Raw genomic sequence first — 20,402 nt, 5'->3', positions numbered from 1 at the left:
TCCGTTAAGACATAGTTTTGGCGATTGCTTGCACTTCGTCCAAAACACGTAGTAGGTTGCCGCTCCAAAGTTTACCGATTTCTTCTTCCGTGTAGCCTCTTTTTACTAGTTCCAAGGTCACGTTGAAGGTTTCTGAGGCATCGGACCAGCCATCTATTCCACCACCCCCGTCAAAATCGGAACTGATACCCACATGGTCTATTCCCATCACTTTGACCATATAATCAATATGGTCTACGAAGTCCGATACATTCACGGGTTCTCGGGGCATCTTTTCTGTTTTTGACCAATTCTTGTCCCATTTGGGTAACCTTCGGATAATTTTCCATAAACGAGGCCCTTTGGTCATCCGTGAGGCTTCTAAACTGGGAACGTTCGTACCATTCAATACCCAAGGAGTCTGCAATCTGTTGATACACTTCTTTCATATAGGCCGCACGCGCCTCATGTTTTTCCGTATTTAGGTAGGAACTAAAAGCTACCGTTTGAACCACTCCGCCATTCTCTTTCATCAACATCAACTGTTCGTCATCCAAGTTTCGGCTATGGTCGCACAGGGCCCTTGCCGATGAATGGGAAGCAATGATTGGAGCTTTGGATAAAGCAATCATTTGTTTCATCGCCTCTTTTGAAGGGTGCGAAACATCTACCATAATTCCCAGTCTATTCATCTCTATTACAGCTTCTTTACCTAACTCACTTAAACCATTATGTAACCATACGGAATCTTGTTCCCCCGTATTGGAATCACTGAATTGGCTATGGCCATTATGCGCTAAGGATATGTATCTCGCACCTAACGAATGGTAGCGTTCAAACTCGGACAAGTCCTCACCCATAGGGTAGGCGTTTTCCACGCCGATCATGGCCACTTTTTTCCCCTCGCCATGAATGCGCCTAACATCTTCAGAGGTTAAGGCCGATTAATTTTATCAGGTGCAACTTCCTCACATAGTTTATGGATGGCATCAAATTTGGCCATGGCATTTTCCTTTCCCTTGGCGTATCCTTCCTGAGTAAGGGTATCTTGGCCTGTATATACTATCAGCCAAGCCACATCCAAACCACCTTCTTCCATTTTGGGGAGATTTACCTGAGTATTTAGTTTTTGGGTATAGTTGATGCTATCCGTAAAATTGGCCACATTGATGTCGTCATGGGTATCCGGAGTTATCACCTTCTCGTGGATTCTTTGGGCTTTTTCTTCCAAGGATTCCGTTACCTGGGGCTCTTTTTCTTTACAGGCAAAAATCGCCATAACGCCTAAAATATAGATGTACCGCTTCATTGTGTAGGAATTTATACCTACAAATAAAGGCTATTCACAACAAAAAAAGAAGCCTAGGGAACATTTAATTGTGGGTAGAACACTAAAGGGGCAATTTTAAGACGTATTAATGAAACAAGACCTTTAAAAAAATACCAACCCATCCATGGACGGCGTCAAGACAGAAAATTTATTAAATCAGTTAAAGCATTTGGAATCAACCTTATCCAGCTTTTCATTTGAATCGCTTAATGCAACCGAGGCCGCCTCTCTTAAATCCTCCTTTAAGGCATTTTCAAATCTTTTGGAGGAGAAAATCTCTAATCCTGATAAGACTATATCCGATGGTCAGGATTCTAGAGTTCCGAGCATTAAAACAATAGACAGTGGTGGTTTATCCCATGAGACTAGGTTTATTGCCCATATCAGCCATGAAATCCGTACTCCTTTGAACGGAATCATAGGTTTTGCAAATCTTTTACGTGAGGATGATTTAAACGAAAGTCAAGCGAAAAAGGTAGATGCTATTCATATGGCCTCACAAAACTTATTGGAGATAATCAATGAAGTGCTGGAATACTCCAAATTATCCGCCGGTATGGAGGATTTTATTGAGGTGGATTTTAATTTCATTGGCTTGATAAATGATGTGGTTTTTCTATGCCGAGACCTTGCTAATTGATCGTAAAATTGATTTACAATTAAAGATTGACGGAAAAGTACCGGGTACTTTGGTGGGTGATCCATCCAAATTATCACAAATACTTTTGAACCTCTTGGGAAACTCCATAAAATTTGTTGAGGAGGGATTTATCCGCTTGGAAATAAATTTAAAGGAGGTCGTTGATGATCGGTATAATTTGGAATTCAAGGTTCAGGATACTGGAATTGGCATGTCCAAGGAACAGTTAACGAATATTTTTCAATGTTTTAAACAGGCCGATGCGTATACAGCCTCCAAATATGGGGGAACAGGCTTGGGCCTATGCATTGTAAAGGAACTAGTGGAAAAACAAGGAGGTGAAATTTCCGCTGAAAGCCATTTAGGCACTGGTTCCACGTTCAAGTTCACCATCCCCTACAAAAAAGGGACTTCAAAGAATATTCCCAAACAATCCCTAAGTACTATTAATACCCTGAAGGGAAAGGAATTATTGAAAGGCACCGGAATTTTGGTTTTTGAGGATAATCAGATGAACCAACACCTGATTCAGGAGCAATTGACGAAATGGGGCTGTAAGGTATTTGTGACTTCTAACGCTGATAAAGGCTTGGGAATCCTAAAATCACAGCGTATTGATTTGATACTTATGGATTTAAAGATGCCCGATCTAAACGGATTTCAAATTTCCGATATGATTAGGACGGACAATAAAATTAATCAAGTGCCCATCATAGCGGTAAGTGCGGATTTTACGGCAAAGGACGAAGAAAACTGTATCGCCTTCGGAATCAACGATTTTTTATTAAAGCCCTATACCTTGGACGAATTAATGAAAAAATTGCTAAAGGCGAAAAGTAACACCTCCCTTTCAAGCGATAGCAAGAGGTTACTGAGTACTCAAGTTATTACTGGGAAATCTTCAACCAAAATAGATTTACAAGAGGTTTTGGATGATTGCTGCGGAGAAATGAGTGTTATGGAGGAACTGATTCGATTGTTCAAACAGAATGTCTACGAGTTCATTGGCTCTGTAAAGATAAATCTTAAACAGGGTAACCTTAAGGAGATAGGCTTTGCTGCGCACAAACTAAAAGCAGGCCTTAAGATGTTAAAATTGGAAAAATTAGCCGAACTAATGGTCGATATGCAAGCTACATGTGAGGATGAAGATGAGCTAAAGGTGCGGTCTATGTACCAGGATTTTCTAAAATATTATCCGGAATACGAAGCCCAAATCGAAAAGGCCTTTGTTGAATTAAAAAAGGAAAAGGGTAACTAGATATGGAGGTATTATTGGCAGATGATGATGATTTATTAGCTTCCCTATTAAGTTTTAGACTCAAAAAGGGAGGGTATAACGTTCACCATTCTTCCAATGGGAAGGAGGTAAAGGAATATCTTAAAACCACGCAACCTGATATCATCGTAAGCGATATTATGATGCCCTATTTTTCTCGGAATAGAATTGATTAACTATGTAAGGAATGAACTTTCCTTAAATACCCCGATAATCATAATTTCCTCCGCAGGGAATGAAGAAAATCTATTAAGTGCCTTTGAACTAGGTGCGAACGACTTTATTTCGAAACCCTTTAGTCCAACGGAGTTATTGGTTCGACTGGCACGAGAACTTAACAAAACTTAAATCAATAATTATAGTCCCCCGGACCCTTAAAATAACGACCCTTATTTCAAGCCCCAAAATCCCTACGGATTTGTTATGGGGTTTGTCCGCTTTTTTTGTGGGGCTGGCTATGGTATACTTGGTATCCGTCTTTTATTTAAGGAATAAGATTACCCGAGAGGCTCAAAAAATCAGGGAGAAGAAAAAGGAATTATCACCAATTGTGAGCGAGTTCCTTTTTTATGATGAAAATGGGAACAAGATTGAAAAGATAAACTATATAGGGCTTAAAATAGAGGTGCGTGAATTGATCAAAAGTCCGTTCGACCGTAAAGTGCTTACCGAAATTTTGATGGATTTGAGGAAGGATGTTTCAGGAAACACACGAACCGAACTCTTCCATATTTATCAGGATTTAGGGCTACATGAAGATGCCTTCAAGAAATTAAAAAGTTGGCGTTGGGAAATTATAGCTAAGGGAATATTTGAACTTACCCGGATGCACGTTGCCGAAGCCTACAGACCAATTACGCGATTCATCAACGATAAAAGGGGTACTGTAAGAAAACAGGCCGAAATTGCTGTTGTTACCCTTGATAAGGAGGGGATATCGTACTTTTTGGATAACACCAAATACAAAATTTCTGAATGGCAACAATTAAAACTTTTGGATGTAGTACGGAATAAGGTAGACTACACAGCTCCACCTTTTAGGTTATGGTTGACTTCCAAAAACAACTATGTTGTCCTTTTTGCCCTTAGACTTATAAAGCATTATAACCAAAATGATGCTAACGCTTCTCTCATTACCTTGGTCAAACATAAAAGCAATCACATTAAACGTGAAGCCATTCATTGTATCAAGGAATTTTATGTCACAGAGGCCCTGCCTATTTTAAAACAGTTGTTTTGGAAGAACAATACGGACATTAAAATGCATATTCTAGATACGATAGCTGAAATAGGTACCGATGAGGATATTCCCTTTTTGCAAAGTATCGCTGAAAGTAACAACACTTTTATGGTCAAGAACAAAGCGGTAAGGGCCATAAATACCATTAGTCCGGAAACCATACTTCCGACGAAGGATATAGAGCCATTATCCGATTTTATCGGTTCCGAAGAAGTACTAAAGGAACCTGTAGAAAATGAGTTCGACAGGAAAGACCGGAAAGAGTTAACGGAAGATTTAAACAAAGAGGGTTCGCAATCAACTGTTCAGGAGTCTCAAGAAGAAAATATTGAAATCGAACCCAAAGAAGTCCTTGATCCCATAACAAATCCTTTGGAAATGGATACTTCCAAAAAGAATGAAATTCTTGAAATGGAGGATTCAAAAGAGGTAGAATCCAAAACGTCCGAGGAGTTGACCGAAGCGGAAATTGCATTTTTACCGGTTGTGACCGCTTCCGAAACAGAAATTACCACGGATAATTCCAGTGAAGAATCAATTAATCACATAAAAGTTTTGTACGAGGAAGTAAAAGCCTCTCAAACTCTTGTTAGGTTTGATGTTGATTTTTTGCCTTTCGTGGTGCAAGAACAAGATGAACCTATATATAATATCGTAGAATTCCCTGTGGTTTATGACGTGGTACTTCCCGTTCAAGAAGAAAGTTTGATAGATATCGATTTGCAGGAAGTGATTTATGAGGAAGTAAACCCTGTAATAGAAGATTCTATACAGGAAGTAGAACCCCATGATTTACTTGATTTTTCAGAATTGGAAGTATTGGTAGAGGAGGATTTGGCATGTTCTTCAATTGAGGAAATAGAAAATGAACAATACATAGAATGGCCACTTGATTTTGAGGTACCAACACGGAATATTAGCAACCTACCTGAGGAGAAATTTAAGAATAAAGAGACTTTGAATGTATTTTCCATGGATTTCATCATCCCTAAACCAAAATTCCATGAGGAGTTGGAAACAATAGCCTTATTGGAAAACATTGAGGAATTGGGGGATGAAAGGGAAATCCCATTCTTAAAATCCCTTTTGGCAAAGGAAAAATCTCCCGTTGTTTTGGAAAAAATTGGGAATATCCTAGACTATTTAATTTCAAATTACAAAGTTCAAGAAGAGACAAACAAAAGTGTTCCTGAAAAGGAATACAGTGTTTTTGAGGAATTGATTTTCAAAGGTGATTTTGAATCCAAATTATTTTTGTTGAATGAAATCGCAGAATTGGGAGATGCAAAGGAACTTCCTCTACTGCATACCCTGGTTTCAGATGGGAACAAGGTAATTAGGGAAACCGCGTTACAGGTGCTTCAGGTATTGCAAAATCGGTTAGAGGAAGTTGTATCGGGATTGGATAGACAAGACAATGATTCATCCATCTCTATTGAGGAATTGATAAAAAAGGATGACCCGGATTTTTTCACCTTTAATTTTGAACCTACGGTAATAACTGAGAAAGAGAATAATGGATTAGTTACTGCCAATTTTAATTCCGGTACCAAGGGAACCTTGTTTGACCATTTATGCAATATTTCCACCAAATTTTACAATAAGAAAAATGGCTAATGGCTTTCCGGACATATTGATGGAGTATATCAACATTGTTTTCTTTGTGTTTACAGTGGTCTTGTTCTCCATGTTCACCTTAATGGGCTATTTGTCCACCAGGAACTCCATACATTACAGAAACAAAAATAGTTTTGGGGATATGTCCAAGCTTATGGCCTCCCCACTAGCTCCTAGCATAACCATTATTGCTCCTGCCTATAATGAAGGGCTAACTATTGTGGAAAATATTCGTTCCCTCATGTCGCTCCGGTATGTAAACTATGAAGTCATGGTGGTCAATGATGGCAGTAAGGATGATACCTTGCAGAAAATGATAGATGCGTATGACCTTATAAAAATAGAACAGGAAATAGATCCGGATTGGAGAAACAAACCTATACGTGGTATTTATAAGTCACCCCATAAGGCTTTCTCTAAATTAACGGTAATTGACAAGGAAAATGGTGGAAAATCCGACGCGTTGAATACGGGAATGGCATTGTCTACAAATCAATATGTCGGCTGTATAGATGTGGATTGTCTTTTATTACCCGATGCCTTGTTGCATGTAGTAAAATCATTCTTCCAACGATCAGAAAAACAAGTTATCGCTGTTGGGGGTGTGATTCGTGTGGCTAATTCCTGCTTAATTCAGGGTGGACAGTTGGAGGAAATACGCCTCCCTACCAATTGGTTGGCCCGTTTTCAACTATTGGAATATACCAGGTCTTTCATTTTGGGTAGAATGGCATGGGGCCGAATCGATAGCTTGTTAATAATCTCCGGGGCCTTTGGTTTCTTTGACCGTGAAATCGCATTGGAAGTTGGTGGGTATGATACCAATACGGTGGGGGAGGATATGGAAATCGTATTTAAGATGAGGCGCTATATGCACGAGCGTAAATTACCCTATACAGTTGAATATATTCCCGATCCCTTGTGCTGGACAGAGGTGCCTGAAGATCCTAAAATACTGGTAAATCAGAGGGATAGGTGGGCAAGGGGAAACCTGGAAACCTTGTTTAAGCATAAGGATATGTTCTTCAACCCAAAGTTTGGTAGATTGGGCATGTTAAGTTATCCCTATTGGTTTTTTTATGAATGGTTGGCTCCGCTATTGGAGTTTTTCGGCTTTTTTACCATTGTCCTTTTTTATTGGTTGGGGATTCTGAATTGGGATTTCTTTTTGGCCATCACTGCGGCAGTCTACCTATTCTCTATAATGTTCTCTTTTTACGCCATTCTATGGGATGTATATTCCTATAACGAATACAAGAAAACAAAGGACATACTCATATTGATGTTCTGTGCCATTATAGAACCCATTACGTTTCATCCGTTGGTGGTATGATTCGCAGTACGTGGAAACTATAAAAAATTGTTTAAGATTAAGTCCGGCTGGGGGTCTCAGGTTAGAAAAGGATTCGCAAAAGCAAGCTAGGTATGTTGGAATACAGGGATGAACATATTGAAAACAAAGAGAAGACACTTCGGGACTTTATTCCCATGGTGCTTACCTTCTTTGTGGGCTTGACTATTCTTTCCATCTATCAAAATACCATGTTGTACTCCATGGGGGTATTGGACAGTATTTTCAATAGTAGTTTCCTGTTGTATCTATTGCACCATTTGGGATTTGCTTCTGTAGTTTCCCTTTTCTTGGCATTCATTTTTAATCTTTTGGAAAACAAGAAACCAGGTCTCGGACTCAAGGCAACCAAAATTATACTGATTATTCTGTTGATCAATGAGGCTGGACTTATTACGTATTATGTACAAAATTTCGAACCCTTGGGTTCTGATTTGTTGGGACTTTTAAAAAACAAGGAATTACAATTCTCAATAACACAAGTCCATGGTGGTTTCGATGATTACCATTGGCATATGTTTTTTCATTCAAAAATATATTGCGTCCTTCTATACGGTCATCAGTAGAATGTACCCCCTCACAATCGTGTTTTTCAGTATTTTCCTTGCCACTTTATATTCCGATAAAAAACCGGTAAATGAAAACAAGACCCAACATTTGGCACAACATGTGACCAAAAGGCTATTTCAAAGTAACAGTTATGAGGGTAAAGAGGAATATCCTTTAATGAAGCCTTTTCAGAAAACAACAGGATTAACAACATATTTTCAACCCTTGGATTCTTTGCCCAATATTAAAATCATTATGGTCGATGGTTTAGGCAATGACTTTGTAAATGGTCGTTTCAATGATTTTATGCCTAACCTCCAAGAACTGAAAACAAACTCTTTGAGTTGGAAGAATTTTTTAAGCAACACAGGGGAAAGCCATGCCGCGATTCCTAGTATAATCGGTTCGTTACCTTTTGGAGAGGCGGGATTTACCACCCTTCCAAACTTTACGCACAGAAACACCCTGTACAGTATTTTGAAGGAAAACGGGTACGGTACAAGCTTTAACTATGGGGGAAATACGGCCCTTTACAATGTGGATAGGTTTTTGGAAGAGGAAAAAGTGGATCTTATTTTTGATCGAAATAATTTTGGGCAGGAGTTTACTTTACAGGAAGAGGATGCTGCAGGAATCACCTTAGGCTATCCTGATAATGCCTTGTTTGCCAACTTTCATAAAAACGCAAAAGCATCCCATGAATCTAAATTGGATGTTTTTGTAACCCTTAGTACCAAAGCTCCTTTCCTTATACCCAATATTGAGGATTATAAGGATAGGGTTCGAGAAATAACCAGGAAATCTAACTTGGACGATTCTCGAAAAAGGTTTGTTAGACGTAATGACGAACTATTTTCAAGTTTCCTATATGCGGATCAGGCACTGGCCGAGTTTATGGCAAAAGAGAAAGAAACTCCCCAATATTCAAATACTATCTATTTAATAACCGGAAGCCATCAATTATCAGAAATTTCACAAGGCAATGCGTTATCAAAGTATAGGGTTCCTCTGTTAATCTTTAGCCCCCTATTAAAATCTGATGCTGAAATTGAAAAAGTTTCATCACATGCAGATATAGCACCGAGTTTACTCGCTTTAATTTCTGAAAAAAAAGCATTCAAGGTTCCTGATCAATTAGGGTTTATAGGCGAAGATTTAATAGAACATTCCCATTTAAGTGTTTATAGGGAAATTCCTTTGTTAAGGAGCGCCTATAATATTCAGGATTTCATCCTTGATGATATCTTGTACTCCGATGGTGAAATATACCGATTGGACAGTGAGTTAAAATTAATGGAAATAGATGGTGAAGAAGAAGTAAACGTTATTGAAAGTAGGTTTGAGAACTTTAAATCCATCAATAATTACGTTACCCTCAAGAATAAGATTATTCCGGAATCCATTTCTTTAATAGAAGATAAGAAACCCAAGTTTTCTAAGGAAGAAATGATTTGGGTAGAGAGTGTCTTTAACGGAAAGGATTTTGACAATGCCTATGCAAAGGCTAAGCACTTGGCGTTCCGTGAAAGACTATGGTAGGGCCGTCTTACTTTGTGAATATATACTAAGTGAAATTCCTAGACATGCCGATACTGAGATTTTGATGGGTAGGATTTATTCATGGAAGGAAGACTACGGGAAAGCGATAGATATTTTAGGCGATGTTATCAAAAAGTACCCCAAATATGAAGATGGTTACTGCGCATTAATGGATGCCTATTACTGGTCAGGACAAAACGAAATGGCCTATGAAATACAGCGCACGGCCAAAAACAATAGTATTAAGGATAAAATCTTAGAAGGAAAATTCGACCGATCCATAGCCTTGATCATAAATCAAGAGGAGAAGAATGGAATCCCTGCCCTCAAGCAAAAAACGGCCGAGATAGGCTCTGAAAAACAATGATTAAAAAGATATTCTTAATTTTTATTGTGTTGTTTACCGTTAGGACCTTCGGTCAGGATTCTGCATATTCCGGCGATCCGGATGCTTCCTATTTTGCTGCCAGGGATTTGGCTTTTGCCGGTAACAGAGCTTCAGCAAGGGACACCTTAAAAAGAATCTTGACCAAATATCCCAATTACACGGATGTTCGCAGTTTATTGGCAAAAACGTACAGCTGGGATGAAGAATATGATTCGGCACGATTGGAATTCAACAGAATTACAAGTATCGAACGAGGAAACGCTGAAGTTTGGATAGGCGCCATTAAAAATGAACTATACGCCAAGAATTACAATATTGCCGTGGGTTTAACCAATAAGGCTTTAACCTATCTGCCGTGAAAATGAGGAATTATTAATCCTAAAAAAGGAAATCCTACAACAAATAGAAGACCAGGGACTTTTGCAGAACGTACTAAAGGAAACAAAAATTGAGGAAGAGCGGAACCAATCCTTATCCGTATATACCCAGGCCGAGGTTTTTGACAGGCAATTGGACCTCATGTATTATGGTGCCTTGGAATATAAAAAAAAGACCCAATGGGGCGTTCTCATTCCAAGGTTAAACTATCATCGTAGGTTTAATATCAATGGAGTACAGGCCGAAGTGGATGCCTATCCCAGCATTTTCAAAGTCCATGAGCGGTTATTTCAATTATGGATATTCGGAGCCCCAATTTTTCCGAAGCATAGAATAGGAGGGGAGTTGGTGAAGGAGCTACCAAAGGCAATGGAGGCATCCTTAGGTTTTAGACACTTAATTTTTGAGCAAGATGATGCTACCATTCTAACCGGAACATTTGGACTGTACAGGGGAAACTATTATGCTGTACTTCGACCTTATGTTGTGCCCGATGCAAGAAAAGGAATAGGTATTTCAGGGAATCTCTTGGTTCGTAGATATCTAAGGGATGGTAACCATTTTTGGGGGATAAATCTCGTGTATGGCTTTGATACGGAACTGAACCAATTCATTGTCAACGGACAGTTATTGGCAGAAACCTTGTTGTATCTCGGAATCACAAAGACTACGATTGGAATATCAGTTTACCAATAAAAACGGGAATAATCAATATAAGGCCAATCTGGGAGTAAACCGACAAGAGTTGGCCTTTAGCTCAGGTAATTTCTTCTTGTCCGTTACCGCGGGCATCGCCTATCAGGTGAAATTCCGTTGAACCATTATAAATTATCGACGAACGGAACATACGTAATCCCCAGTAAAATACAGGATTGAGCGGTATTGAAAACCGCATACCTATACCAACGGTATTTTTTACAACATAAATGAATGGGTTTACCACAATTAATTGTCACAAACGCAATGAGAACCTACATTTAGGTCGTACTTAAAAAGTAACCAAATCGAATATTAAATTAAAAACCCCTAATCCATGCTTTACGATACCTACGGTGAAGAATACCTGGTTTTTCTTCAAGAACTAAATGAAATTCTTAGCCTTAACGAATTAGCGGAATTGGACTATATGTAACTGAAAAATCTTAACCTTAAAATAAAACAATATGGCAAATCAAGGCAACGACAATGCATCTTATCATAATTTTATTGAGAGTTTAAATAATATTCTTGTAGATTCAAATATCAACAAGCTAACATATTCTTAGTGTCTAGTGTGTACTACCAAAAAAGCGCCCGTATATTCTATACGGGCGCTTTTTATTTGAGGCTTTTTTGGGGAGTGCTATCCCAAGTATGTTTTTAGCAACTTACTTCTTGAGTTGTGTCGAAGTTTTCTGATTGCCTTCTCCCTAATCGGCGTACGCGTTCCCTTGTCAAGTCAAAAGTATGGCCTATTTCCGCTAGCGTCATAGATTGTTGGTCACCAATACCGTAGTAGAGCTTTACCACGTCTGCTTCCCTTGGGGAAAGGGTTTCCAAGGCCCTGTTAATTTCAGTATTTAAGGATTGTCGTAACAAATGGTTATCCGGTTTTGGGGATTCACCGGACCTTAGGACATCATATAAATTAGAATCTTCACCTTCCCGTAAAGGGGCATCCATGGAAACGTGTCTCCCGAATTTTTTAAGGATTGTTTTACTTCTGTTACCGTCATCTCCAATTCCTTGGCTATTTCCTCTGCGGACGGTGGTCTCTCATGAGTTTGTTCCAAATAAGAAAAGGTCTTCTTTATCTTGTTGATGGAACCAATTTTATTTAAAGGTAACCTAACAACCCTTGATTGTTCTGCCAAGGCCTGTAAAATTGATTGTCTTATCCACCAAACCGCATAAGAAATAAATTTGAAACCCCTTGTTTCATCAAAACGCTTGGCTGCCTTTACCAAACCTAAATTGCCTTCGTTGATCAAATCCGGTAATTTTAATCCTTGGTTCTCGGTACTGTTTTGCTACTGATACCACAAACCGTAGATTGGCGGTAGTCAATTTTTCAAGGGCCACCTGATCACCTTCACGGATTCTTTGGGCCAGTTCTACTTCCTCGTTTGCTGTAATTAAATCAATCTTACTGATATCTTGCAGGTATTTGTCCAATGATTTCGATTCGCGATTGGTTACCTGCTTGATAATCTTTAGTTGCCTCATGTATATATCTATATTTAATGTTCGTACAAGTTCTCATTATACATTTTTATTACGTCTTTTCCAAAGAGAAACCTATAATGTTTTCCAAAATTTATAAGGTATAAGGTAAATTGTCGAGGATTTAGGTGGTTGTTAAGGCAAAGCTTATTTTTGAGACAATCAAGCGATTATGAGCAAACGAGCATTAAAAAAGTATCTATCGGAGCTACGAAAAAAGGAGTTGGAAGCTCAAATAATGGAACTCTATGAAAAGTTTCCTGCCGTAAAGGGCTACTATGATTTTGCCTTTAATCCCAAAGAGGACAAAATGGTACAGGAAGCCAAAACAAAAATTTCCAATGAATATTTTCCTGTCAAAAGAAAAAGGCCAAAGGCAAGGAGGTCTGTCGCCCAAAAGTATATCAAGCACTTTACAAAACTGGGTGTGGACAGTGCTATGATAGCAGATGTGATGTGTTTTAACTTGGAAATTGCCCAAACCTTTTCCATAGAACGCAATGTACCGGATGCTTTTTATAAGAGCATGTTGAATTCCTTTTCGGAAATGACCACTTTTATTTCGCAACATGGTATTTTAGACGATTTTAAAGAGAGAATCGTAAAGATTTACAACCACACCCAAACCAATAACTGGCTTTATAAGGAAGCCTTTTCAAAGGCCTTGGATATTTTAGATTAAAACTGGACAAAATGGCAATAGTAATCATTAGACAAGATGGAAAAATTGATGCATGGAAGAAGGCTCTCAAGGATAGAAACCCATCCATAGAAGTATACAGCTATTTGGAAGAGCATCCCAAAGAGAACATTACTATGGCCTTAATCTGGAAACACCCGGAGGGAAGTTTGGCTATATATCCCAATTTAAAGTGCATTGCTTCATCGGGGGCAGGGGTAGACTATATTTTTGAGGATGCTTCGGCTCCAACGGATATACCCATCACTAGGGTCGTAGACCCCTATTTGGCTAGCGATATGTCAGAACACGTATTGGCGGTCATACTTGCAGAGTTGAAAAATTTTAACTCCTATAAACTGCAGCAGGCAGACCATGATTGGAATCCAAAGAACTATAGGAGAATTAAAGATGTAACCGTCGGAATCATGGGTCTTGGAGAATTAGGTGCTTTGACCGCGAACGATTTGGTGAAATTTGGTTTTACCGTTCAGGGATGATCCGAACCCAAAAGGATCTGAAAAATGTAAAAACCTTTGCAGGCCAAAAAAATCTAAAACGATTTCTTGAATCGACTGAAATTCTTGTCTGTCTTTTACCTTTGACCCCGAAACGGAAGGAATCCTCAATAAGGAAGTATTTATGATGCTGCCAAAGAACGCCTACGTCATCAATGTGGCCGGAGGCGGGCATTTGGTCGACAATGATTTATTGGAAGCTTTGGAAAATGATCATTTGTCCGGTGCCTGTTTAGATGTCTATCATCAAGAACCATTACCAAAAGAGCATCCCTTTTGGGAACACCCCAAAATATTCATGACCCCACATTATGCCAGTGTCTCCGATACCAATTCCGTAGTACCCCGGATACTGGAAAATTATGAGCGTTTAAGGAAGGGTCAGGAACTCATAAATATGGTAAATAGAAATAAAGGCTATTAACAATGGCAGTTCATAAATTCTCTCTAGAATAGATGTCCAGACAGGATTTATATTTTAATTACCGATAAAAATCCTCTAATTTTAAGGTTTCGAAATTTTAACCTAACTAAAATTTTCTTGCCTTTTTGAAATCCACAAAAGACACAACTGAAAAAACATTGTACGGCTATCAGGAGGAAGACCTTAAGAAAATATTCGAATATCTTGAGGATAATTCTGATAATTCCAATTTATTGTACCAGTTACCGACTGGTGGAGGAAAGACCGTTATTTTTTCCGAAATAGCGAGGAGATATATAGAGCGAACAGGGAAAAAGGTCGTAGTGCTGACTCATCGTATAGAGCTGAGCATACAAACTTCCAAGATGTTGAGCGGCTTCGGCGTAAAGAACAAAATAATTAATAGTGATGTAAAGGAATTAAAGGACCAGGACGAATTCAAATGTTTTGTGGCCATGGTAGAAACCCTAAATAACCGCCTCCAGGAAGATAAGGTCGAAATCAACAATATAGGGTTGGTCATTATAGATGAGGCCCACTACAATTCTTTTAGAAAACTCTTCAAATACTTTGATAAATCTGTAATTCAGGTGTTACGGCCACCCCATTAAGTTCCAATATAAAGCTTCCCATGAAGGACAACTATAAAAAGTTGATTATTGGGGAGTCCATAGAATCCTTAATTGAGAAGAAGTTTTTGGCCCGGGCCAATATGTTCAACTATGATGTAAGTCTTCAAAGCTTAAAATTGGGGATTAGTGGCGATTATACCGTAAAGTCTTCGGACGAACTCTATAGCAACCATAGTATGTTGGGCAAATTGATGAATGCCTATGAGGAGATTGCAAAGGGTACTAAGACACTTATCTTTAACAATGGTATAAATACATCAAGATATGTTTACGATCTCTTTAAAAAGGCCGGTTACAATATCAGACATCTCGGACAATAAGAACAATGCTTCAGAACGCAGGGATATACTAAAATGGTTCAAGGAAACCCCGGATGCCATATTGACCTCGGTAAGCATTCTTACAACTGGTTTCGATGAGCCATCCGTTGAAACTATCATTTTGAATAGGGCCACTCGCTCACTCACCCTATATTTTCAAATGATTGGTCGTGGATCCAGGTACCTGCCCCACAAAGAAGAATTCAATGTCATTGACATGGGTAATAATATTGCCGGATTCGGTATGTGGGACGCTAAGGTGGATTGGCAGGAAATTTTTCATTTTCCAGATTTCTTCCTAGAGAACATTAAGAATGACGAGGATATAGAACGGGAATTTGTTTATGAAATGCCGCAGGAACTGCGGGATGAATTTTCTAAGTCGGAAAATATTGAATTCGATATTAAGGAAGAATACAAGAAAAGTTTTGCCAACGGGGAGAAATCTAAACTTGTTCGGAAAAAAGCATTGAACAACACGCCCAAATATGTGTGGAAAACGCAGATGATGTATTTGACGCCCGTATTCTAGCAAAAAAACTAAAAGAAGAAATCCAGTATCGGGTGAGGCAATATTCCTACTGTATTATGAACAATACTAAAAACTATAAGGAATGGTTGGAAGAGGACTATGAGAGAAAACTCAGGTCCAAAATTTCCAAAATGTTCGCAGCTAAGATGTAGTTATCCCTTATCTGTATTTGCATCAATTTTATCAGATTTCATTTCTTTACTTTATTGCTTCTAAAAATTCATAAGTCCTTTAAAAATCTTTAAAATTTAGGATATCCCTAAAAATCATTCCAAACCAAACATATTTGACAGGAGTTGGTTAATTTAAGGGCTAAAAGATACCTCAACCGACTCGAATGAAAAACCGTCAACTTCTCCTCACCTTTATACCAACAATTATTCTAACGGGTATTTATGGCTACCATTTCTTAACAGGTGTTCCACCCTTTTTAATGATGCTTCCGCCATCCTCACAGGTATATTGGTACAAATACTTTTTTACTTATTGTTCAAATTGATTCGGTTTGTTTTTAAAGGTGTTGATTCAATGTATATTTTGGCATTTCTGAGTGGGGTTTCCACCTTGGTTTCCCTAAAAATATATGGTTTCGGTTGGCCTAACATCCTTTATTACACATTGGGATTGATCGCTTTGCTAGTTATTGTGGGAATATGGTGGTTCATAAATAAAAAATCATTGCTCTCATTTTTGATTCTTTCATTTTCTCTGATTGGGTTAGGCTACGGTATTTATCTTTTAATGAATAATGGAAATGACCCTTACGTAAATGAATTCCCCAAATTTTCCTTAGGAAAAGGGGAGCGTACTTTAGAGGAGCAAGGGTTGGAAAACCCAACAACCATGGGTAGCTATCAAGTTAAAACCTTTACCTATGGAAGCGGTTCCGATAAAAAAAGAATTGAATATGGGCAAAATGTTCAGTTTCAGACCCCAACCGTGGATGCATCGTTACTATTACCGGAATGGAAGGGGAAAAAGAAAAAATGGCGAGAGAAATTTTGGGGTTTTGGAGTTTCAGAATTTCCCCTTAATGGTAGGGTCTATATGCCGGATGGCAACGATTCATTTCCCTTGGCACTTATCGTTCATGGAAATCACAGTATGATCGATTATTCTGACGATGGCTATGGTTATCTTGGGAACTTACTAGCCAGTCGGGGTATCATTACTGTTTCAGTGGATGAAAATTTCATAAACGCCCATTGGTCAGGTGATTTTAGGGGCAAAGAAATGCCCGTTAGGGCTTGGCTGCTCTTGAAACATCCGGAACAATGGAAGCAATGGAACAATGATTCGGCACACGAGCTTTCCGGAAAAATTGATATGCAGAACATTATGCTCATGGGACATTCCAGGGGAGGGGAGGCCGTTACTATTGCAGGTGGGTATAACAAACTTCCCTTTTTCCCGGATAATGCAGATGTCCCTTTCGATTTTAATTTCAATATTAAAGGGATAGTCTCCATTGCCCCGACGGATTATCGGTATGATAGAAAAATCACTCTAAAGGACGTCAATTATTTAAGTCTTCAAGGCTCCTATGATTCGGACGAAGTGAGCTTTTGGGGCTTACGACCTTATCGAAGATTACAGTTTAAGGACTCCGTACCTCGATTCAAGGCCGGGGTATATGTTCACCATGCCAATCATGGGCAATTCAATACTACTTGGGGGAAATCGGATTTTGGGGCACCTATGAAGTGGTTGTTGAACCTTAAACCACTTTTAAAGGGTGAAGAACAGCAACTAATAGCTCAAGTTTTTATCAGTGCTTTTTCGGAGGCCGTACTTAGAGATAATGATGAATATGTACCTATTTTTAAAAATGTAGCTTTAGCTAAAGATTGGTTGCCGGAGGAGTATTTGATGACCCATTTTGAGTCTTCGGATTTTGTGAATCTGGTCGATTTTGAAGAAGATATTGATATTACGACAGTATCGGATGGCATTACAGTAAATGGAAATCAACTGGAGGTTTGGAAGGAACAAGGTCTTTTGACTAGGGATAAGGGAAAACAGGATGACAATGCTGTAATACTAGGCTGGAATTTAAAGGATAGTGCAATGGTTAAAAAAAAGCCAACTTATGAAATTAAGTCGTCCAGCGTATTCGGAAGGATTCGATTAAAAGTATACAGCTATCCATTGGAAGTGGTGATCTCAAATGGTTAAAGTCGGAGGGGGAGAATCAAAAGGATACCGAAAGTAAAAAGGATATTATAATGTCCTATGATTTTAGTCTCGGTCTTAATGGATACTTTGGGGCATTCGGCCAACATAAAAATAAGTGATGTAAAAAACATCATGCCACCCTTAAAAACTAAATTTACAAAATTCGATTTTCTCGGACAAGGAAATGATCGGGGACGATTGGGAAGTTCAAATGCAGACCTTCCATATACCGCTTTCAAAATTTGATAAAGGCACCTCGGGTTTTGATGGTACTGCCATAAATAAGATTCAGTTGATTTTTGACCAAAGCCCTAAAGGGATAGTGGTTGTGGACAATATTGGTTACAATACCGTGAAATAAATACTTCCTGTATATTGCATGGAAATGGAATCCAAAAAGCTTTTGGTTATTGGACTTACCTGGCCGGAGCCTACCGCCACGGCAGCGGGAGTTCGCATGATGCAATTGTTGCAGGTTTTCTCAAGCCGAGATTTAGAAATTACATTTGTATCCGCTTCTAAGAGAACCGGGGGTTCCGAAGATTTACAGGCATTAGGTATTACAACCGAAGAAATAGAACTTAACAATGCGTCGTTTGATGAATTTTTGAAAATCTTGAAACCTGAAATTGTGCTATTCGATAGATTTCTGACCGAAGAGCAATATGGGTGGCGTGTGGCAGAAGTTTGCCCAAAGGCGTTACGCATATTGGATTCCGAGGATCTACATTCGTTGCGGTACGTTAGGGAAACATGTTTTAAAAAGAATATTCCATTCACGGTAGCGCGATGGCTGGCGGATGGTAAGACCAAGAGGGAATTGGCGAGTATTTTGCGATGCGACCTCACCTTGGTCATCTCCAGTTTTGAAATGGAACTTTTAGAAAAAATTGTCAAGTTTGATGCCTCTCTATTGTTGCATCTTCCCTTTATGCACAATGAAATTTTCCAACAAAACGATTGGCCCGAATTTAATGACAGAAGGGATTTTCTATTTATTGGAGGCGGGTTGCATTCACCCAACGTGGACGCCATTAAATATTTGGAACAGGAGATTTGGCCAAAAATTCATTCGCAAATTTCCGATGTTCAATGTCACATCTATGGCGCATATCTACCCAATACTGTCATTAAACTCCACAACCCTAAAAAGGGTTTCTACATTAAGGGGAAGACCAATAGTGTATCTGAGGTGATGAAAATGTCAAGGGTTTGTTTGGCACCGCTACGTTTTGGGGCAGGTATTAAAGGAAAATTGGTAGACGCCATGTTGAACGGTACACCAAGTGTCACGACAGGTATTGGGGCGGAAGGTATGCACGCCAATATGGACTGGAACGGTTTTGTTTCCGAATCTCAAGAGGATTTTGTACAAAAATCAATTGAACTGTATACAGATAAAACAGTTTGGGAAGAAGCCCAGGGCAATGGAATAAAAATCATCAATACTCTCTATAGCAAATCTTCACTAGAAAAAAGACTGATGAACAGGATAACCGAAAAAGTGGACAATTTGGAACATCACAGATTGAAAAATATTATGGGAGGCATTCTAGCGCATCATACATTACAAAGTACCAAGTATATGGCTAAATGGATTGAGGAGAAGAACAAGGGAAACTAATATATTTCAAGGCCTACTCAGCAAGTAATTCAAGAATTAAAGACGTAAACATTTCCATTCCCGTAGAAATTAAATCATCAGGAAAATCATAGTCCGCATGATGTAATGAAGGTGAATCGACTCCGGCACCAATACCAAACATGGTGGCTTTAAATGCCTTGGAAAACCATCCAAAATCCTCTCCAAATGAAAATGGAGTAGTTTTTTCAAGAAGTTTATATTGCTTTTTTAACGCAATCTTCTTCACCAGCATAATACCGGAGGAGTCATTTATACTTGCAGGAAAATATTCAAACCAATCCAATGAATAATTGATAGAATAAGTTTTACTTATTTGGGAACAAATGCTTTCTATTTCTTTCCTTAAGGACTCCATGGTTTCAGGGGTCCAAGTCCGTATCGTATAATGAAGTTCCCCTTTGGCCGGCGATATACCATAGGATGTATCACCTATTTTAGCATAAATCGGGGTCAGAATTTTAAAGTTTGGGTCATTGGGTTGCTGAACATTTAATGCTTCAAAATATCTAATGGCATCCCCAATCGGCATGGCCGGATTTATTCCATTTTCTGGCTCGGAGGCATGGGATTCTTTTCCGGTGAGATACAAGGCAAAGCTTTGTACTTCAGCTGAAAAACCCATGGTTGGAGCTATTATGGTTTGCAATGGAACACCTGGAATATTGTGTAGAGCATAGATATGGTCAATATTCAATGACCTGAACCTTTTATCCGCCAAAATTTTGGCAGCACCTTGCCCAGTTTCCTCGGCGGGTTGAAAAAGCAGAACAATCTTTCCTTTTTTAAAGTTTTGTTCCTGTATCCACGGTGCCAATCCGGCTACAATGGTCATATGACCGTCGTGTCCACATTTATGGGAAACCCCGTGATTTTTGGACCGATGTTCAAATTGATTCTCCTCGTTTATTGGTAGAGCATCCAATTCACATCTAAATGCTATAGTGGGACCGTCAGATGGAAATTCATAAACCACCGCAAGCCCATT

17 protein-coding genes and 4 pseudogenes are annotated in these 20,402 nt (G+C 38.9%); 18 read left to right on the top strand and 3 right to left on the bottom strand.

The genetic code is table 11. The annotated features are described in order from the left end of the window. Nucleotides 1-4: 4 nt before the first annotated feature. A pseudogene (locus NYZ99_RS10450) lies at nt 5-1,288 on the bottom strand (dipeptidase). Between the two features lie 145 nt (nt 1,289-1,433). Between NYZ99_RS10450 and NYZ99_RS10445 the strand changes: the two are divergent. The 11 genes and pseudogenes from NYZ99_RS10445 (at nt 1,434) to NYZ99_RS10400 (ending at nt 10,986) form a co-directional block, all read left to right on the top strand. Then, complete coding sequence (locus tag NYZ99_RS10445; RefSeq protein ID WP_260571083.1) at nt 1,434-1,949, top strand: sensor histidine kinase; 516 nt, start codon at nt 1,434-1,436, stop codon at nt 1,947-1,949. Next, nucleotides 1,912-3,210: a hybrid sensor histidine kinase/response regulator gene (locus NYZ99_RS10440; protein WP_260571082.1), complete on the top strand. Its 1,299-nt coding sequence runs from the start codon at nt 1,912-1,914 to the stop codon at nt 3,208-3,210. Before NYZ99_RS10445 ends, NYZ99_RS10440 begins: the two co-directional genes overlap by 38 nt. A 2-nt stretch (nt 3,211-3,212) precedes the next feature. After that, entirely contained in the window at nt 3,213-3,404 is a 192-nt protein-coding gene (locus NYZ99_RS21795) for a response regulator (protein WP_338038953.1), read from the top strand. Next, on the top strand, nt 3,397-3,576 hold the full coding sequence (locus NYZ99_RS21790) for a response regulator (protein WP_338038952.1): 180 nt from the start codon (nt 3,397-3,399) through the stop codon (nt 3,574-3,576). Before NYZ99_RS21795 ends, NYZ99_RS21790 begins: the two co-directional genes overlap by 8 nt. A gap of 70 nt (nt 3,577-3,646) precedes the next feature. Continuing rightward, nucleotides 3,647-6,085, top strand: coding sequence for a HEAT repeat domain-containing protein (locus NYZ99_RS10430; protein WP_260571080.1), 2,439 nt, complete (start codon nt 3,647-3,649; stop codon nt 6,083-6,085). Beyond that, nucleotides 6,078-7,508: pseudogene (locus NYZ99_RS10425) on the top strand (glycosyltransferase family 2 protein). Before NYZ99_RS10430 ends, NYZ99_RS10425 begins: the two are co-directional and overlap by 8 nt. Nucleotides 7,509-7,510: 2 nt before the next feature. After that, entirely contained in the window at nt 7,511-8,002 is a 492-nt protein-coding gene (locus tag NYZ99_RS10420) for a hypothetical protein (protein WP_260575189.1), read from the top strand. Nucleotide 8,003: 1 nt separating this feature from the next. After that, complete coding sequence (locus NYZ99_RS10415) at nt 8,004-9,524, top strand: LTA synthase family protein (RefSeq protein WP_260575188.1); 1,521 nt, start codon at nt 8,004-8,006, stop codon at nt 9,522-9,524. Next, complete coding sequence (locus NYZ99_RS10410; RefSeq protein WP_260575187.1) at nt 9,508-9,891, top strand: tetratricopeptide repeat protein; 384 nt, start codon at nt 9,508-9,510, stop codon at nt 9,889-9,891. Before NYZ99_RS10415 ends, NYZ99_RS10410 begins: the two co-directional genes overlap by 17 nt. Continuing rightward, on the top strand, nt 9,888-10,271 hold the full coding sequence (locus NYZ99_RS10405) for a tetratricopeptide repeat protein (protein ID WP_260575186.1): 384 nt from the start codon (nt 9,888-9,890) through the stop codon (nt 10,269-10,271). The genes NYZ99_RS10410 and NYZ99_RS10405 overlap by 4 nt, the downstream gene beginning before the upstream one ends. Before the next feature lie 61 nt (nt 10,272-10,332). After that, nucleotides 10,333-10,986 carry a YaiO family outer membrane beta-barrel protein gene (locus NYZ99_RS10400; protein ID WP_260575185.1) on the top strand — a complete coding sequence of 218 codons (654 nt, stop codon included), beginning with the start codon at nt 10,333-10,335 and terminating at the stop codon, nt 10,984-10,986. A gap of 646 nt (nt 10,987-11,632) precedes the next feature. Here NYZ99_RS10400 and NYZ99_RS10395 read toward each other — a convergent pair. After that, nucleotides 11,633-12,495 (bottom strand): annotated as a pseudogene (locus NYZ99_RS10395) (sigma-70 family RNA polymerase sigma factor). A 169-nt stretch (nt 12,496-12,664) separates the two neighbouring features. Here NYZ99_RS10395 and NYZ99_RS10390 point away from each other — a divergent pair. The 7 genes and pseudogenes from NYZ99_RS10390 to NYZ99_RS10360 all read left to right on the top strand — a co-directional run bounded on the left by NYZ99_RS10390 (nt 12,665) and on the right by NYZ99_RS10360 (nt 19,396). Then, complete coding sequence (locus tag NYZ99_RS10390; protein WP_260575184.1) at nt 12,665-13,174, top strand: DUF6155 family protein; 510 nt, start codon at nt 12,665-12,667, stop codon at nt 13,172-13,174. Between the two features lie 11 nt (nt 13,175-13,185). After that, complete coding sequence (locus NYZ99_RS10385; protein ID WP_260575183.1) at nt 13,186-13,671, top strand: NAD(P)-dependent oxidoreductase; 486 nt, start codon at nt 13,186-13,188, stop codon at nt 13,669-13,671. A gap of 142 nt (nt 13,672-13,813) precedes the next feature. Then, complete coding sequence (locus NYZ99_RS10380) at nt 13,814-14,113, top strand: NAD(P)-dependent oxidoreductase (protein WP_260575182.1); 300 nt, start codon at nt 13,814-13,816, stop codon at nt 14,111-14,113. Between the two features lie 125 nt (nt 14,114-14,238). Beyond that, nucleotides 14,239-15,749: pseudogene (locus NYZ99_RS10375) on the top strand (DEAD/DEAH box helicase). Nucleotides 15,750-16,083: 334 nt separating this feature from the next. Then, nucleotides 16,084-17,772 (top strand): alpha/beta hydrolase, encoded by a 1,689-nt coding sequence (locus NYZ99_RS10370; RefSeq protein WP_260575181.1) that lies wholly within the window; start codon nt 16,084-16,086, stop codon nt 17,770-17,772. Nucleotides 17,773-17,956: 184 nt separating this feature from the next. Further along, on the top strand, nt 17,957-18,133 hold the full coding sequence (locus tag NYZ99_RS10365; protein WP_260575180.1) for a hypothetical protein: 177 nt from the start codon (nt 17,957-17,959) through the stop codon (nt 18,131-18,133). 24 nt (nt 18,134-18,157) lie between these two features. Next, entirely contained in the window at nt 18,158-19,396 is a 1,239-nt protein-coding gene (locus NYZ99_RS10360; RefSeq protein WP_260575179.1) for a glycosyltransferase, read from the top strand. A gap of 13 nt (nt 19,397-19,409) precedes the next feature. Here NYZ99_RS10360 and NYZ99_RS10355 read toward each other — a convergent pair whose 3' ends face one another. Then, nucleotides 19,410-20,390, bottom strand: a complete 981-nt coding sequence (locus NYZ99_RS10355) for an amidohydrolase (RefSeq protein ID WP_260575178.1) — start codon at nt 20,388-20,390, stop codon at nt 19,410-19,412. Nucleotides 20,391-20,402 lie beyond the last annotated feature (12 nt).

This window comes from Maribacter litopenaei (genome assembly GCF_025244665.1).
GTDB lineage: Bacteria > Bacteroidota > Bacteroidia > Flavobacteriales > Flavobacteriaceae > Maribacter > Maribacter litopenaei.
The sequence above is the reverse complement of the archived record's forward strand: the minus strand, read 5'-3'. Positions and strand labels throughout refer to the sequence as shown.

Coding starts and splice junctions, on each gene's coding strand:
- NYZ99_RS10445 (WP_260571083.1), top strand. CDS start 1,434: ATGGACGGCGTCAAGACAGAAAATTTATTAAATCAGTTAAAGCATTTG.
- NYZ99_RS10440 (WP_260571082.1), top strand. CDS start 1,912: ATGATGTGGTTTTTCTATGCCGAGACCTTGCTAATTGATCGTAAAATT.
- NYZ99_RS21795 (WP_338038953.1), top strand. CDS start 3,213: ATGGAGGTATTATTGGCAGATGATGATGATTTATTAGCTTCCCTATTA.
- NYZ99_RS10420 (WP_260575189.1), top strand. CDS start 7,511: ATGTTGGAATACAGGGATGAACATATTGAAAACAAAGAGAAGACACTT.
- NYZ99_RS10415 (WP_260575188.1), top strand. CDS start 8,004: ATGTACCCCCTCACAATCGTGTTTTTCAGTATTTTCCTTGCCACTTTA.
- NYZ99_RS10405 (WP_260575186.1), top strand. CDS start 9,888: ATGATTAAAAAGATATTCTTAATTTTTATTGTGTTGTTTACCGTTAGG.
- NYZ99_RS10390 (WP_260575184.1), top strand. CDS start 12,665: ATGAGCAAACGAGCATTAAAAAAGTATCTATCGGAGCTACGAAAAAAG.
- NYZ99_RS10385 (WP_260575183.1), top strand. CDS start 13,186: ATGGCAATAGTAATCATTAGACAAGATGGAAAAATTGATGCATGGAAG.
- NYZ99_RS10380 (WP_260575182.1), top strand. CDS start 13,814: ATGATGCTGCCAAAGAACGCCTACGTCATCAATGTGGCCGGAGGCGGG.
- NYZ99_RS10365 (WP_260575180.1), top strand. CDS start 17,957: ATGATCGGGGACGATTGGGAAGTTCAAATGCAGACCTTCCATATACCG.
- NYZ99_RS10360 (WP_260575179.1), top strand. CDS start 18,158: ATGGAATCCAAAAAGCTTTTGGTTATTGGACTTACCTGGCCGGAGCCT.